The 14,426-nt window shown below is 61.8% G+C and carries 14 protein-coding genes; 5 read left to right on the forward strand and 9 right to left on the reverse strand.

All coding sequences use genetic code 11. The annotated features are described in order from the left end of the window. Positions 1–5: 5 nt before the first annotated feature. On the forward strand, positions 6–1,220 hold the full coding sequence (locus C0V73_RS03450; RefSeq protein ID WP_102018566.1) for a TIGR03862 family flavoprotein: 1,215 nt from the start codon (positions 6–8) through the stop codon (positions 1,218–1,220). Between the two features lie 3 nt (positions 1,221–1,223). On the opposite strand, the gene C0V73_RS03455 is transcribed toward C0V73_RS03450, so the two are convergent. The 7 genes from C0V73_RS03455 to C0V73_RS03485 form a co-directional block, all read right to left on the reverse strand. Beyond that, entirely contained in the window at positions 1,224–1,754 is a 531-nt protein-coding gene (locus C0V73_RS03455; RefSeq protein ID WP_172449993.1) for a DUF3833 family protein, read from the reverse strand. Positions 1,755–1,872: 118 nt separating this feature from the next. After that, on the reverse strand, positions 1,873–2,682 hold the full coding sequence (gene iolB, locus C0V73_RS03460; RefSeq protein ID WP_102018568.1) for a 5-deoxy-glucuronate isomerase: 810 nt from the start codon (positions 2,680–2,682) through the stop codon (positions 1,873–1,875). 24 nt (positions 2,683–2,706) lie between these two features. Further along, the gene (locus tag C0V73_RS03465) at positions 2,707–2,973 is read right to left on the reverse strand and encodes a hypothetical protein (protein ID WP_102018569.1); all 267 of its coding nucleotides are present in this window, start codon (positions 2,971–2,973) and stop codon (positions 2,707–2,709) included. A gap of 106 nt (positions 2,974–3,079) precedes the next feature. Next, positions 3,080–3,973 carry a myo-inosose-2 dehydratase gene (iolE, locus tag C0V73_RS03470; RefSeq protein WP_102018570.1) on the reverse strand — a complete coding sequence of 298 codons (894 nt, stop codon included), beginning with the start codon at positions 3,971–3,973 and terminating at the stop codon, positions 3,080–3,082. Between the two features lie 2 nt (positions 3,974–3,975). Continuing rightward, positions 3,976–5,796 (reverse strand): 3D-(3,5/4)-trihydroxycyclohexane-1,2-dione acylhydrolase (decyclizing), encoded by a 1,821-nt coding sequence (gene iolD / locus C0V73_RS03475; RefSeq protein WP_102018571.1) that lies wholly within the window; start codon positions 5,794–5,796, stop codon positions 3,976–3,978. After that, entirely contained in the window at positions 5,793–7,721 is a 1,929-nt protein-coding gene (gene iolC, locus C0V73_RS03480) for a 5-dehydro-2-deoxygluconokinase (protein ID WP_102018572.1), read from the reverse strand. The genes iolD and iolC overlap by 4 nt, the downstream gene beginning before the upstream one ends. 120 nt (positions 7,722–7,841) lie before the next feature. Continuing rightward, on the reverse strand, positions 7,842–8,660 hold the full coding sequence (locus C0V73_RS03485) for a MurR/RpiR family transcriptional regulator (RefSeq protein ID WP_102018573.1): 819 nt from the start codon (positions 8,658–8,660) through the stop codon (positions 7,842–7,844). 205 nt (positions 8,661–8,865) lie between these two features. Here C0V73_RS03485 and iolG point away from each other — a divergent pair, with 205 nt between their 5' ends. Beyond that, positions 8,866–9,861, forward strand: coding sequence for an inositol 2-dehydrogenase (gene iolG / locus C0V73_RS03490; protein ID WP_102018574.1), 996 nt, complete (start codon positions 8,866–8,868; stop codon positions 9,859–9,861). Positions 9,862–9,956: 95 nt separating this feature from the next. On the opposite strand, the gene C0V73_RS03495 is transcribed toward iolG, so the two are convergent. Together C0V73_RS03495 and C0V73_RS03500 are read right to left on the reverse strand one after the other, a co-directional pair. Continuing rightward, on the reverse strand, positions 9,957–11,015 hold the full coding sequence (locus C0V73_RS03495) for a Gfo/Idh/MocA family oxidoreductase (RefSeq protein WP_172449995.1): 1,059 nt from the start codon (positions 11,013–11,015) through the stop codon (positions 9,957–9,959). Further along, positions 11,012–11,797 carry a ThuA domain-containing protein gene (locus C0V73_RS03500; protein ID WP_102018575.1) on the reverse strand — a complete coding sequence of 262 codons (786 nt, stop codon included), beginning with the start codon at positions 11,795–11,797 and terminating at the stop codon, positions 11,012–11,014. The genes C0V73_RS03495 and C0V73_RS03500 overlap by 4 nt, the downstream gene beginning before the upstream one ends. 343 nt (positions 11,798–12,140) lie before the next feature. On the opposite strand from C0V73_RS03500, the gene C0V73_RS03505 reads away from it, so the two are divergent. From C0V73_RS03505 to C0V73_RS03515, 3 genes are all read left to right on the forward strand, one after another. After that, the gene (locus tag C0V73_RS03505) at positions 12,141–13,169 is read left to right on the forward strand and encodes a substrate-binding domain-containing protein (RefSeq protein ID WP_102018576.1); all 1,029 of its coding nucleotides are present in this window, start codon (positions 12,141–12,143) and stop codon (positions 13,167–13,169) included. Next, the gene (locus C0V73_RS03510; protein ID WP_102018577.1) at positions 13,166–14,020 is read left to right on the forward strand and encodes a PfkB family carbohydrate kinase; all 855 of its coding nucleotides are present in this window, start codon (positions 13,166–13,168) and stop codon (positions 14,018–14,020) included. Before C0V73_RS03505 ends, C0V73_RS03510 begins: the two co-directional genes overlap by 4 nt. A gap of 72 nt (positions 14,021–14,092) precedes the next feature. Next, on the forward strand, positions 14,093–14,392 hold the full coding sequence (locus C0V73_RS03515; protein ID WP_102018927.1) for a DUF982 domain-containing protein: 300 nt from the start codon (positions 14,093–14,095) through the stop codon (positions 14,390–14,392). Positions 14,393–14,426 lie beyond the last annotated feature (34 nt).

Below are 14,426 nucleotides of genomic sequence, written 5' to 3' on the forward strand. Positions count from 1 at the left end.
CACGGATGATGAAGAGCGTGGCGATCATCGGCGGCGGCCCGGCGGGCCTGATGGCGGCGGAACATCTCGCCGGCAAAGGCCATGCTGTGACCGTCTACGACGCCATGCCGACGGTGGGCCGCAAGTTCCTGCTCGCCGGGAAGTCCGGCCTCAACATCACCCATGCCGAGGACTATGCGCGCTTCGTCACCCGCTATGGCGCGGCGAACGACCGGTTGCGCCCCGTGCTTGACCTGACGACGCCGGAGGCCATACTGGTCTGGGCAGCCGGGCTCGGCACGGAAACCTTCGTCGGCTCTTCCGGCCGTGTCTTCCCAAAGGTGATGAAAGCGTCGCCGCTGCTGCGCGCCTGGCTGAAACGGCTGGAAGGCATGGGCGTGACCATCCTCACCCGCCATCGCTGGACGGGATTTGACGGAAAGACCCTGCTTTTCGAAACTCCGGAGGGTCAGAAGCACGTCACCGCCAACGCAACGCTCCTCGCACTCGGCGGCGCAAGCTGGCCGAAGCTCGGGTCAGATGCCGCTTGGGTGCCAGTGCTGGAAGCCGAAGGCGTCGATGTCACACCGCTCCGCCCGGCCAATTGCGGCTTTGATTGCGATTTTTCCGAAAGTTTCGACACCCGCTTCTCCGGTCAGCCGATCAAATCAGTGAAGGCCACCTCGGGAGCCGGCACCACTCAGGGTGAATTCGTCATCAGCAAGGGCGGCGTTGAAGGCAGTCTGATCTACGCGCACTCGGCAGCGCTTCGAGATGCGCTTAACCGGGATGGCCATGCAGCACTCACTCTGGATCTCACACCGGGCCGGACGGAGGAAAAGCTCGTCGCAGACCTCGCGCGTCAGGATCGCAAAGCAAGTTTTTCGACACGATTGAAAAAGGCCGCCAATCTCGACGGCGCGAAGATTGCTCTCCTGCGGGAAGTGAACCCCGATGCCAACCAGCTTAATGCAGTCGGGCTGGCAAGCCTGATCAAGGCCCTGCCCCTCCTCGTTCGGAGGGCCCGTCCCATCGCCGAGGCGATCTCGACGGCAGGCGGCGTGGCACTCGACGCGATTGACGAGAGATTCATGCTGACATCGCGCCCGGGCACCTTCGTGGCAGGCGAAATGCTCGATTGGGAAGCGCCAACGGGCGGCTATCTGCTGACCGCCTGCTTTGCGACCGGCATCGCCGCCGCCAGCGGCATCGACCGCTGGCTGGAGACACCAAGGGCGTGAGCCTTAGCGGCTCGCCGTTTTGTGCGAATAGCCCGGCTTGCGGAACTCGACGGTGGTCTTGGCAACCGGGATGCCGAACTTGGTGACAAGAGCCGTATTCAGCACCGTCCCATCTTCACGCAGCACCATCTTGTCCCAGAAGCGGACCTTGTTGCCCTGCGTTTCCGGGCTGAGATAGACGAGATAGTTGAAGCGGGCGACGGCACCATTCAGCCGCACGGTCGTTTCGCCGATCACATCCTCGCGGGTACCGCTATAGGTGGTCGGCCCCGTCTTGGTGAAGCGCCAGGTCTTGCGATCCTTGGTGCCGTCGTCGAAGACAAAGTCCTCCCGCAGCGTCAGCGTCTTACCATCCCAGTTTCCGGTCAGATCGACCGTAAAGGTCCGCTTCACGCCGTTAATGGCACTGAACGAGCCGACCGCTTCCGTGCGACCGTTGAAATAGTCTTCGAACGTGAACTTGTCCGCCGCCTGACCGGCGGTCGGCAGCAGGCTCATGGCGAGCCCGACAAGGGCGAAAGTGAGCTTCGGCATGATTGGCGTCTCCATCATTGGCATTGTGCAAACCACTACGCACCGGATGGACGGCCGGATTTTTCCCGGCCTGGCAAACATATTCGTGAAGGCGGCGCAAGTACCGCCTCAAGCAAACTCAGCCGTTGTCGCGCTGATAGATCCAGTCGTGATCCGGATGGTTCTGGAAGCGCCATTTGCGCAAGGGGCCAGCCATCACGTTGAGATAATACATCTCGTAGCCATGCGGCACGCCGCAGGGGTGATGCCCCTTCGGTACCAGCACCACGTCGCCATCCGACACTGCCATGGTCTCGTCGAGCGAGCCGTCTTCGGTGAAAACACGCTGGAAGCCGAAGCCCTGGGCCGGATTGAGGCGGTGGTAATAGGTCTCCTCTAGATAGGTCATCTCGGGGAAATTGTCCTCGTCATGCCGGTGCGGCGGATAGGACGACCAGTTGCCCGAAGGCGTGAAGACTTCCGTCACCAGCAAGCTGTCGGCGACATCCCGGTCTTCCATGGCGATCGGATAGATGTGCCGTGTATTGGCGCGCTTGCCGCGCTCGACAAGCGAAATGCCCTCCGGCCCGATCTGCTGTGCCTCGCGACCCGGCATCGCGGGTGCGGTGCAGATGGCGAGCACGCAGTCAGTCGTGGCGACCGCTGACCAGTCGGCGCCCGCCGGCACATAGACGCAATGCGGCGGCGTTTTCTCGAACACGGACATCCGGTCGCCGAGTTCGCCAAACTCCTTGCCACCACCGGAGATATCGGCCTTGCCCTCGACGAGAACGAGAATGACCTCCGTCTCACCCGTTGGCTCTGCGGCGCTCTCGCCGGCCTTCAGGCGGTAAAGCCCAAAACCGACATAACCCCAGCCGGCGCTGGCGGGGGTAATGTCGTGCACCTTGCCGGATGTGCCCGTAGGCTTGCGCAACAGATCGGCCATTCCTCGTCTCCCGTGTTTGTATGCTCAGTCGGCGTCGGAGCGTTCGGCCTCTGCCGCAATCCTCGCCCGCTCGGCCTCAGCCTTGGCTTCGGCCTTTTTCATCGTGTGGTCGTACATGAACAGCAGCTCGTAGCCCGCATAGAGACCGGAGACGATGAAGACCATCGCCCAGCCGGTGGCGCCGTTCCCATACTCCACCCCCGCCCAGGCCAGCGGCAGCACCACACAGAGAATGCGGCGCCACAGCGGTTTGAAGAAGGGATGGGTCGGATCAAGGATCTGGAACTTCAAGGCTTTGCTCCCGGGAGTCTTGTGAATGGGTCGCCTGCAATAGAGCCCAAATCCGTGTGCTGTCAAAACACGGGGCGGAGATTAAGCCCCCGCCCCGGCTTCAATATCAGATAAGGCCGGCTTCCTTGGCAAAACCCTTGAGCGATTTCAGGCCGAGGCTCTGATACTCGAAGGGATTGCGCACGTCCGGATCCTGCTCGGCTTCGATGACGATCCAGCCCTCATAACCATGCTCGGCCGCGATCTTCAGCACCGGCGTAAAATTCACGCCGCCTTCGGCATCACCGGGTACGGTGAACACGCCACGACGCACGCCTTCGAGGAAGGAAAGCTTTTGCATGCGCACCTGATCAGCGATCACGGGACGAACATTCTTTGCGTGGATATGGCCGACGCGCGCCATGTATTTCTTCGCGACCGCTTCCGGATTGCCGCCGCCGAAATAGCAATGGCCGGTATCGAGCAGCAACTTGGCATGCGGGCCGGTATGCTCCATCAGCTTGTCGATCTCGGCTTCGGTTTCGACAACCGTGCCCATGTGATGGTGGTAGACGAGCGAGATGCCCTGCGAAGCGGAGAATTCGGCCAGCGCCTCAACGCCGGCGCCGAACTTTGCCCAATCGGCATCGGACAGAACCGGACGATCGGCAAGTGCCGTGTCATCGGCGCCATGGATGGCGTTCGAGGTTTCGCAGACGATGATGACCTTGCAGTCCATGGCTTTGAGCACATCGAGGAAGGGCTGCATGGCGGCCTTTTCTTCCTCGATCGAGTTGGTGAGCAGGTTGAGCGAATGCCAGCCGGACACGAATTTCAGGCCGCGCGGCTCCAGCACCGACTTCAATCCGGCCGGATCGGTCGGCAGCTTGTGGCCCTTCTCGATGCCGTCGAAACCGATCTTGGCGGTCTCGTCCAGGCACTGTTCGAGGCTGATATGGGCGCCGAGGCGGCGGTCGTCATCGTTCGACCAGGCGATCGGGTTGGTTCCGAAAAGGATCATGATCAGGTTCTTTCCTTCAGAGCCGCTTCATAGGCAACGCGGGCTTGATTGACTTCGGCGCGGGCCGAGACTTCCGGCACCGCGACATCCCACCAGTAGCCGCCGGCCCCGGTGGTCGGATAAGGATCGGTATCGATGACGATGACAGTCGTTTCGGTCGCCTCCCGGGCGGCGTCGAGCGCTGTTTCCAGCTCTGCAATGGACGATACCTTGTGCGACCGCGCACCCATCGACGCCGCATGTGCCGCGAAATCGATCGCCATCGGGCTGACATTCGTATGGGCATAGAGATTGTTGAACTGCGCCCCGCCGGTGCCCATCTGCAGCCGGTTGATGCAGCCGTAACCGCGGTTATCGGTGATCACGAGCGTGATCTTCACGCCCATGCCGACAGCCGTTGCAAGCTCCGAATTCATCATCATGTAGGAGCCGTCGCCGACCATAACGATAACGTCACGATCCGGTTCGGCCATCTTGATGCCGAGACCGCCGGCGATCTCATAACCCATGCAGGAGAAGCCGTATTCCATGTGATAGGAGAGCGGCAGCTTCGACTTCCAAAGCTGATGCAGCTCGCCCGGCATGGTGCCGGCGGCGCACATGACGACGGTATTGTCGCGCGAGGCGCGCTGCACAGCGCCAATCACCTGCATGTCCGTCGGCAGCGCATTGCTGTCGACAGGCGCTGCCGTGACGGCATCCGCCTTGGCGAACCACGAGGCCTTGAGGCCGCCATCCGGTGCGGCGAACTTGTGATCGCCCAGCGCCGCCGAGAGCTTTTCAAGGCCGATCTTGGCATCCGCCACCAGCGGGATCGCATCATGCTTGGCGCTGTCGTATGGCTGGACGTTCAGCGCCAGGATCTTCCGGTTCGGATTCTTGAACAGCGCCCAGGAGCCAGTCGTGAAATCCTGGAAACGCGTGCCGACGCCGATCACGAGATCGGCCTTTTCCGAAACGACATTGGCGCTTTCGGCACCGGTGACGCCGACAGGGCCGAAATTCAGGCCATGGTCCCAAGCCAGTGCCGACTTGCCGGCCTGCGTCTCGACGACGGGGATCTGGTGTTTCTCGACGAAGGCCTTCAGCGTGTCCGTGGCACCGGAGAAATGCACGCCACCACCGGCGACGATCACAGGGTGTTTCGCAGCCTTGAGTGCCGCGACCGCCGCTTCGAATTCCACGACATCGGGCTCCGGACGACGGAAGCGCCATGTCTTTTTGGCAAAGAAGCTCTCCGGATAGTCATAGGCCTCGGCCTGGACATCCTGGCAAAAGGCAAGCGTGACGGGGCCGCAATCGGCGGGATCGGTCAGCGTGCGCATGGCGCGCGGCAAAGCGGTCAGAAGCTGCTCCGGCCGCATGATGCGGTCGAAATAGCGCGAGACAGGGCGGAAGCACTCATTCGCCGACATCGTGCCGTCGCCGAAATCCTCGATCTGCTGCAGGACCGGATCCGGTCCGCGATTGGCAAAAACATCGCCGGGCACGAAGAGCACCGGCAGACGATTGACATGCGCGAGGGCCGCAGCCGTCACCATGTTGAGCGCGCCGGGGCCGATGGACGAGGTCACCGCCATGGCGCGGCGACGACCGAGCTGCTTGGCATAGGCGATCGCGGCATGCGCCATCGACTGCTCGTTCTGGCCACGATAGGTCGGCAGTTCCTCGCGGATGCCGTAGAGCGCCTCGCCGATGCCGGCGACATTGCCGTGACCGAAGATCGCCCAAACGCCTGCGATATAGGGAACGCCATCCTCGTTAAGCTGGTTGGCGAGGTAACGCACCATCGCTTGGGCAGCGGTCAGCCGGATCGTCTTCATGCTTTTCCTCCCTTGGCGGAAACCGCCTTTTGGCGTGCCTCATCCCAGATCGCGCAGAGGCTCTGGTAACGGGCCGCCATGTCCTCCACGGCCTGGGCGTCATTGATGCTGCCGGCGAGCCACTTGCGGGCCGCGTCCCCAAAGATGGTGCGGCCGACGGCGAAACCTTTGACCAGATCGAAGCCGGCAGCAAGCTGGAAGCTCTCCTCAAGCTCCGCCTGCGGCGCATCCAGGCCGAGGACCACGATGCCGCGCGTGTTCGGGTCGTTGCGCTCGATCGCATTGCAGGCATTGGCCCAGGACGCCGTGGTCTTCATCGGCTCCAGTTTCCACCAGTCGGGATAGACGCCGATTTCGTAGAAGCGCTCGATGATCTTGGCGGTCGTCTCGTCATCGCAGGCGCCGACCTTGGAGGGGATGACCTCCAGCAGGAATTCCAGCCGGTTGCGGCGGGCCGAATGGAAGAGCCGCTGCACGGTCTTTTCCTGCTCGGCCTTCATCTCTGCGCTATCATCGGGGTGATAGAAGCAGAGCACCTTGACCACATGCTCAACCGGCCATTCGACGAGGCCCCCGAAATCGGGGCCGATTTCCGGCTCCAGCGTCAGCGGGCGTGAGCCCGGCCATTCAACCGGGCGACCGATCCAGAGCCCGGTGCCGGCAGCGCGATAGAGCGCCTCGCGACCAAGACGGCTGTCGCAGAGCAGGCCGTACCCGGCATTGCCGCCGGAAACCTTCAGCGCCGCATCAAGGCAGAGGTTCTTGAAGGCACCGATCTTGTCGTCCGCAACACCGGCATCCTTGGCCATGGCTTCAAGCTGCATGCGATGGTCGAAGGCAAAGACCCGCATGGTCGACCAGTCATTCTTGCGGTTGGTCGACCAGTGGACCTGCTCCAGCGCTTCATCCTTGCGCAGCGCCTTGTTCTTGATGCCGGTCTTGAAGAAATACTGCAGCTCTTCCCAGCTCGGATAGGCCGGCGTGCAGCCGTGGCGGGAGACGGCGAAGGCGCCGCAGGCATTGGCGAACTTCAGGCTGGTCGGCCAATCCTGGCCGGTGAGCCAGCCTTTGAGCAGCCCCGACATGAAGCCGTCGCCAGCGCCGAGCACGTTGAACACTTCGATCGGAAAACCCTGGCCGGTCTGGCCGGCATCGAGACTGTCGGGGATCGCACCGTCAAAGACGACGGCGCCCATGGGCCCGCGCTTGCAGACCAGCGTCGCGGACGAGAGCTTGCGAACCGCCTTCAGCGCCTCGATCGTATCGGTCGAGCCGCCCGCAATGTGGAATTCCTCTTCCGTGCCGACGATCAGGTTGAAGAGATGCAGCGTCGACTGCAGCTTTTCAGTCACCTTCGCCGACTCCACGAAGCGGCTTTCGCCGTCGCCGTGACCGGCAAGACCCCAGAGGTTCGGGCGATAGTCGATGTCGAGCGCCGTGAGGCCGCCCTTCTCACGGGCGATCTTCAGCCCCTTCAAGACGGCAGCTTCCGTGCGCGGATGCGACAGATGCGTGCCCGTGGCGCAGACGCAGCGTGCCTGGGCAATGAAATCGGGATCGATATCTTCTTCCGACAGCGCCATGTCGGCGCAGTTCTCGCGGTAGAAGATCAGTGGAAACTGGTGTTCGTCGCGAATGCCAAGCAGCACGAGCGCCGTCAGCCGCTCCTTGTCCGTCTTGACGCCACGGACATCGACGCCCTCGCGGACCAGCTGCTCACGAATGAAGCGACCCATGTGCTCGTCACCAACGCGGGTGATCAGCGCCGACTTGAGACCGAGCCGCGCAGTGCCCGCCGCGATATTGGTCGGCGAACCACCGATATATTTGTTGAAGGAGGCCATATCCTCCAGCCGACCGCCAACCTGGGCCCCGTAAAGGTCCACGGACGAGCGACCGATCGTGATCAGATCGAGCAAAGCCAAGCGATGTCCTCCCTTTGATGCGGGATCTTTCGCCCCGCCTCGAAACCATTCCACGATTTGGAACGGCGCTATCTAGAAATGGACTATAAATTCTATTTTTCAGAATTTCAACACGGACGTTCAGCCATCCTGTCGCGCCGTCCCGACGGCAACGGAGAGCGTGATGGCGAGACAGAGCGTGGCAGATAGCGAGCGGAATGCACCGAAATCGACCTCGGAGACCGACAGAAGCGTAGCACCCATCCGCCGCAGCGGACTGACGACGGTATCGGTGACGGCCACGACCGGAACGCCCCGCGCCCGCACTTGCTCGACCAGATCAAGTGTCTCGGCGGAATAGGGCGAGAATGTCACGGCAAGCAGAGCATCACCGACCTGGATCGCATGGTGATTATCGAGCCGCCCGACGACGCTGTGCAGCATGGCCGGCACACCCATCTTCTCGAAGGCATAGGCCATATAACTTGCGACAGGAAAGGAGCGGCGCAGGCCAATGATGTGGATCATGCGCGCCTCGGAAAGCTGCTTGACTGCCACTTCCATGGCCTGAGGATCAACGGTTTTCACCAGGTTTTCGAGCGAAAGCCGCCCGGCCTCGACAAATTCCGCAAGAAGCGCCGAGGGCGATCCTTCAGCCTTTTCTCTTAGGTGCTGCAGACGCGTGGAATAGTCCGGCCAGCCGCCGACGAAGCTCTCACGAAACAGCTTCTGCATCTCCGAAAAGCCGGAAAAACCCATGATCTGGCAAAAGCGCATGAAAGCCGATGGCTGCACGCCCGCACCTTCCGCCATCTCGGCGACGGTAGAGACTGCAATGCGATCCTTGTTGGCGGCAACATAGTCCGCGCATTGCTTCAGCCGCTTGGGCAGGCTGCCAGAGACTTCCAGCAACCGGTCCTCGAACTCCTTGATCGTCTGCGGTCCGCCGTTCTCGCTCATGCCGTCCCCTACCCTCATCCGGACACATCGTCACGCTTGACAGAAACCGTGTCACGATCTAGCAAAATAGAACATATATTCCAAAACATGGCATTTGCCAGTGTGAAATGGAACATCCATCCGGCGCCTCCATCAGGAGCGCCCAACGACATCACAATCGCCTCCTCTTGACGAGAGACCAAGGCGCGACAGGGAGGAAATGAACATGGTCACGAGACTGGCACTTCTGGGCGCCGGCCGCATCGGCAAGGTCCACGCGAAAGCCATTGCCGAAGACAAGCGCGCGAAGCTCGTCGCAGTCGCCGATGCCTTTGCGGACGCCGCAAACGCCATCGCCGCCCAGACCGGCTGCGCGGTGAAGACGATCGAGGAGATCGAGGCCGACAAGGACATCGACGCCGTCATCATCTGCACGCCGACCAACACCCATGCCGACCTGATCGAGCGCTTCGCCAAGGCCGGCAAGGCAATCTTCTGCGAAAAGCCGATTGATCTGGATGTCGCACGCGCCAAAGCCTGCCTTGAGACGGTGCGCGCCGTCGGCGGCAAGGTCATGCTCGGCTTCAACCGCCGCTTCGACCCGCATTTCCAGGCCGTGCGCAAGGAGATCGACAAGGGCTCGATCGGCAAGGTCGAGATGGTGACGATCACCAGCCGCGATCCGGGCGCACCGCCGGCCGAATACATCAAGGTCTCCGGCGGCATCTTCCGCGACATGACCATCCACGACTTCGACATGGCCCGCTTCCTGCTCGGCGAAGAGATCGAAACAGTGCAGGCCTCGGCCTCCGTTCTCGTCGATCCCAAGATAGGCGAACTCGGCGACTACGACAGCGCGTCCTTGATCCTGACGACGAAGAGCGGCCGCCAGGCGATCATCTCCAACTCGCGCCGCGCATCCTACGGCTACGACCAGCGCATCGAAGTCCACGGCTCGCTCGGCTCGGTCTCGGCTGAAAACCAGCGCCCTGTCTCGATCGAAGTCGCCAACAAGGACGGCTATACCCGCCCGCCGCTGCACGACTTCTTCATGACCCGTTACACGGCAGCCTATGCCGCTGAAATCTCTGCTTTCATCGACGCGCTCGACAACGGCACGCCGATGGCGCCGTCCGCCGAAGACGGCCTGATCGCGCTTGCGCTCGCAGATGCCGCGGTCAAGTCGGCCAAGGACAAGTCTGCTGTCACCGTCACCTACTGACGATCAACTGCTCCCGCGTGGCCGCAAGGTCACGCAGAATGGAAGCGCCGCCCGAACCTCCTCGGGCGGCGCTTTCGTTTGTGGGCAGACAAGGATCAGACGACGAGTTCGCGCCGCTCGACTTCCGTCAGCATGGCAAGATCGAGAATCTTCTGCAGGTTCGCAGCATGCCGGAAGCTCGGCTCCTGCATGTAGCCGGAGCGGATCGCGGTAATGAACTTCTGATAGTTCGTCTCAACCGGCTCGACCTCGATTTCCCGCCAAACGGCCTTCTCGACATCCTCCTGCAGGCAGGCCCGGAGGCTGGAACCATCCAGGCCGTGGATGACTTCGAGCGCGCCCTTGTCGCCATGCACCCTGAGCCGCAGCTCATTCAAGTGACCGGTCGCCCAACGACTCGCATGGATGACGCCCATGGCCCCGTTGGTGAATTCGGCCGTCATGGTGAAGCTGTCATTGGCATCGAGGTCGTATTCGCCGATCTTGTTGCCCGGCGCCTTTTCGAAGGCCTTCATCCTGGCAAAGACGTGATCGATCTCGGTTACCGCGCCGTATCCGACGAAGTCGAGGATATGGATGCCGACATCGCCCAGCACACCGTTCGAGCCGTGTTTGGTCGACAGCCGCCAGAGCCACTGGCTCTCGGTCGACCAGTCACCCCAGGCCTTGGAAACGAGCCAGCTCTGAAGGTAGGAGGCCTCGATATGGCGCACCTTGCCGATCTCGCCGCCCAGCACCATCTGCCGCGCCTTCTGCACCTGCGCGACATTGCGATAGGTGAGGTTGACCATGTTGACGAGGCCGGCCATTTCCGCCGCCGTCGCCATCTCGTCGGCCTTGGCATAGTTTTCGGCCAGAGGCTTCTCGCACATCACATGCTTGCCGGCAGCAAGCAGCTTCAGCGTCGTCGGATAATGCACCTTGTCCGGCGTGACATTGGTGACGGCATCGAATTCACCCCAGGCGATCGCCTCATCCAAGGAAGTGAAGGTATTGGGAATGTTGTGCCGGGCAGCAAAGGCGCGCACGGTGGCCATATCGAGATCGACGGCAGCAACAAGCTGTACGTCAGATATCGTCGAGAAATTCATCGCATGGGTATTGGCCATGCCGCCGGTGCCGAGCACCAGAAGACGAATGGGGGCAGTGCTCATTTGTAGCCTTCCTCACCGGCCTGGTGGAGACGTGGACCGCGCTCGGTGATCGGCTCCAGAGCCTCTTCGACCGGGACATTCGGCGCATCATGGACAGCAGCGTAACGCGGTATCGGATTATAGGCCCACTTCACCCCGTTGCGGATGACCTGCTGGACATTGGCATCGTGGTAGGTCGGATAGGTCTCGTGGCCAGGGCGGAAATAGAAGATATTGCCCGCTCCACGGCGCCAGGTCAGCCCTGAGCGAAATACCTCGCCACCGGCAAACCACGAGATGAACACGGTCTCCAGCGGCTCCGGCACGGAGAAGAACTCGCCATACATTTCTTCGTTTTCCAGCACGAAATTCTCAGGGATACCGGCAGCGATCGGATGGCCGGGATTGACCGTCCAGATCCGCTCGCGCTCGCCCGCCTCACGCCACTTCAAGGCACAGGGCGTGCCCATAAGCCGCTTGAAGGGCTTCGCGAAATGGCCGGAATGCAGGACGAGCAGCCCCATGCCTTCCCAGACCCGCTTCGCAACCCGCTCGACGATCTCGTCGGAGACCTCGCCATGCGCCTTGTGTCCCCACCAGACGAGCACGTCGGTCTCCGCCAACCGATCGACGGGAAGGCCGTGCTCCGGCTCCTGCAGCGTCGCAGTCGTGGCTTCGATCTCGGGATCCTTGTTCAAGGCGCTGGCGATCGTCGCATGCATACCGTCAGGATAGATGTCCCGGACAATCGCGTTTTCGCGTTCGTGGATGTTCTCACCCCAGACAACCGTTCTGATCGTCATCTGAATTCTCCTTGGTTAGCGCCAGTCAACCGGCGATAAGAAAAGCCTCGACGAGGCCCATCGTTCCGTCAGACATAGGAATGAATAGGAACGAAACTAGGGCATGAAAAGAAAAATTTGAAAGCGGTTTGGCCGACACTTTTGCAGCTACCCAGCGGAGGGTCAAACAGATTTCTCAGAGATTGCCAGTCGCCTTTCAGAGCGAATGGCGAGAGACGAGATTTCGTTTCGCGAACGGGTTGGAAGCGCTTTGACATTGCCTCCCAACAATTGCCAGAATGCGCTATGGCATGACATAAGCCGACAAAAGCGGAGATGTTCCCGCCGGGGTTCGACGACAGGAATGAAGCTCAAGGAATTCGCCCAGCATATCGGACTGTCACCGACAACGGTGAGCCGCGCGCTCAGCGGTTATCCCGAGGTGAACGAGGCGACGCGTGCGCGCGTGATGGAAGAGGCCGCCCGCCTCGGCTACCGGCCCAATATCAATGCAGTGCGTCTTGCGACCGGACGGGCGGGCGCAATCGGCGTGGTGATGACCAGGGCCAGCGACTACCAGTTCTCCGAATTCATGAGCGGCATGGCAGAGCGCCTGAGCGGCGAGGATATCGACATCCTGATCACGCCGATGACCGAACACGACACATCAGATGAACTCCAGCTCTACCGGCGCCTGGCGGAGAGCCGTCGGGTCGACGCCGTTGTCATCCATTCGCCGCGACCCAGAGATCCGCGCATCGCCCTTCTCCACCATCTGAAACTGCCCTTCATCGTGCATGGTCGCTCGGAAACCGATGTGCCGCATGCCTGGCTGGACATCGACAACGAAGGCGCGATCCGCCGCAGCACAGAGCATTTGTTGGATCTCGGCCACCGGCGCATCGCGCTGCTGAATGGCCGGGAGGGCCTGACCTTCACGCTGCATCGGCTTGCTGGCTACAAGGCGGCGCTCGCATCTTCCGGATTGGACTTCGACCCCAAGCTTGTGACCCATGGCGACTTCACCGACGAGATCGGCTTCCGCTTCGCCTGCTCCATGCTGGACGAGCGTCCGCGGCCTACGGCTTTTGTTGCGGGTTCGATGATGACGGCGCTCGGTGTCTACCGTGCTGCCCGTTCGAGAAACCTGGTCATCGGCCAGGACATCTCGGTGATCGCCCATGACGATGTCTTCCCCTATCTCACAGCCGAGAACATGGTGCCCGCTCTGTCGACCACCCGTTCCTCGATCCGCGCTGCCGGCACCCGCATTGCCGACCTGGCGCTGGAAATGCTTGCAGGCCGCGAGCCTTCAGACATCAGGGAGCTCTGGCCGATCGAACTGATCCTGCGCGAGACCAGCCGACCGGCACCAAAGGAAAAAGCCGAATGACCAAGTCCGGCAACAAGCGGGTCGTCGTCATCGGCCACATCAATCACGACCGCATCTGGCGCCTGACCGAGCCACTTCGTGCCGGAGGACGTATCGCCTGGTCGTCGCGGGAAACCCGCCTCGGCGGCGGCGGATATTTTACCGCCAGGCGCCTTCTCGACCTTGGCCACGATGTGGCCCTGCTTTCGAACCTGATGAGCGATGCCCATGGCGAGGCAGCGCTCGCCGACCTCGACGCTGCAGGCTTCGACACGCGCCTGATTGCCCGCCGTGACGGCGAGACCGAGTTCGCCGACATCCTGCTTGACCCCACAGGCGAGCGCACGATCCTGTCGAGTGAACGGCGTCTGTCGCGCACCTTTCTGCTCGACGAGCCTGTCCATGCCGACGCCTTCTATGTGAATGCACCGAAGCTGCCGCAAACGATCCTTGCCTCGCTCGAAAGCGCACCACTCGTCGTGTCGCAATTTCCGCTGCGTGAAGGCGAACTCCGCGCCGCCGACATCATGGTCGGCTCCAAAGCGGACTTACCCGGTGTCTCAATGGCCGATGCGTGGCGCCGGGCACAACGGCTCGCGTCAGAACGCCTCACCCACCTCGTGATGACCGATGGCCCGGCCGCCATCTCGATCTTCGACGGGCGCATCGAGCACACCGTAACCCTCGACCGCACCGTCTCTGTTCCCGACACCATCGGCGCTGGCGACAGCTTCAGCGGCGCCTTGATCAACGCCCTGCTCAGCGGGGCCGACGTCGTCGCAGCGAGCCGGATCGCAGGGAATGACACGACAGTCTGGCTGGAGCGCCGCGAGGCGGAAAACCGAACCGAACCTGCAAAATCAATATCCTAACATTTTTATTTGATCGCCTTCCGGGAACCGGTGAGCCGCTTGCGAGTTCACCGCTGCGAAATGGAGGAAGGCATGACTGAAGCCGATTTTACCTGGAACATCCCCGTCGAGCTCGAACTGCCCTGTGGCCTGACGCGGCGTTTCCTGAATGCCTATGACGCGCTCGATTTTCTTGACGCGGAATGGCCGACCCGGCGCGGCGAGGCCTATCAGCGGGCTCTGCGCCTGTGTCAGAACGCCTTGTGGGGTTCGCGGGCCACAGAACTTGCCCGAAGCGCCTTTATCGCGGCCGCCTATGAAGCCGGCATGCCCCAGTGTTCAAACCCGCAGAAACTCGTGAGCTTCCTGCCGCGAGCCCGATCCGCCGCCTGAGGGCGGCGCCGGAGGATGCGATGCGCCCTAAGGC

It is taken from the genome of Rhizobium sp. TH135, assembly GCF_002855515.1.
GTDB lineage: Bacteria > Pseudomonadota > Alphaproteobacteria > Rhizobiales > Rhizobiaceae > Allorhizobium.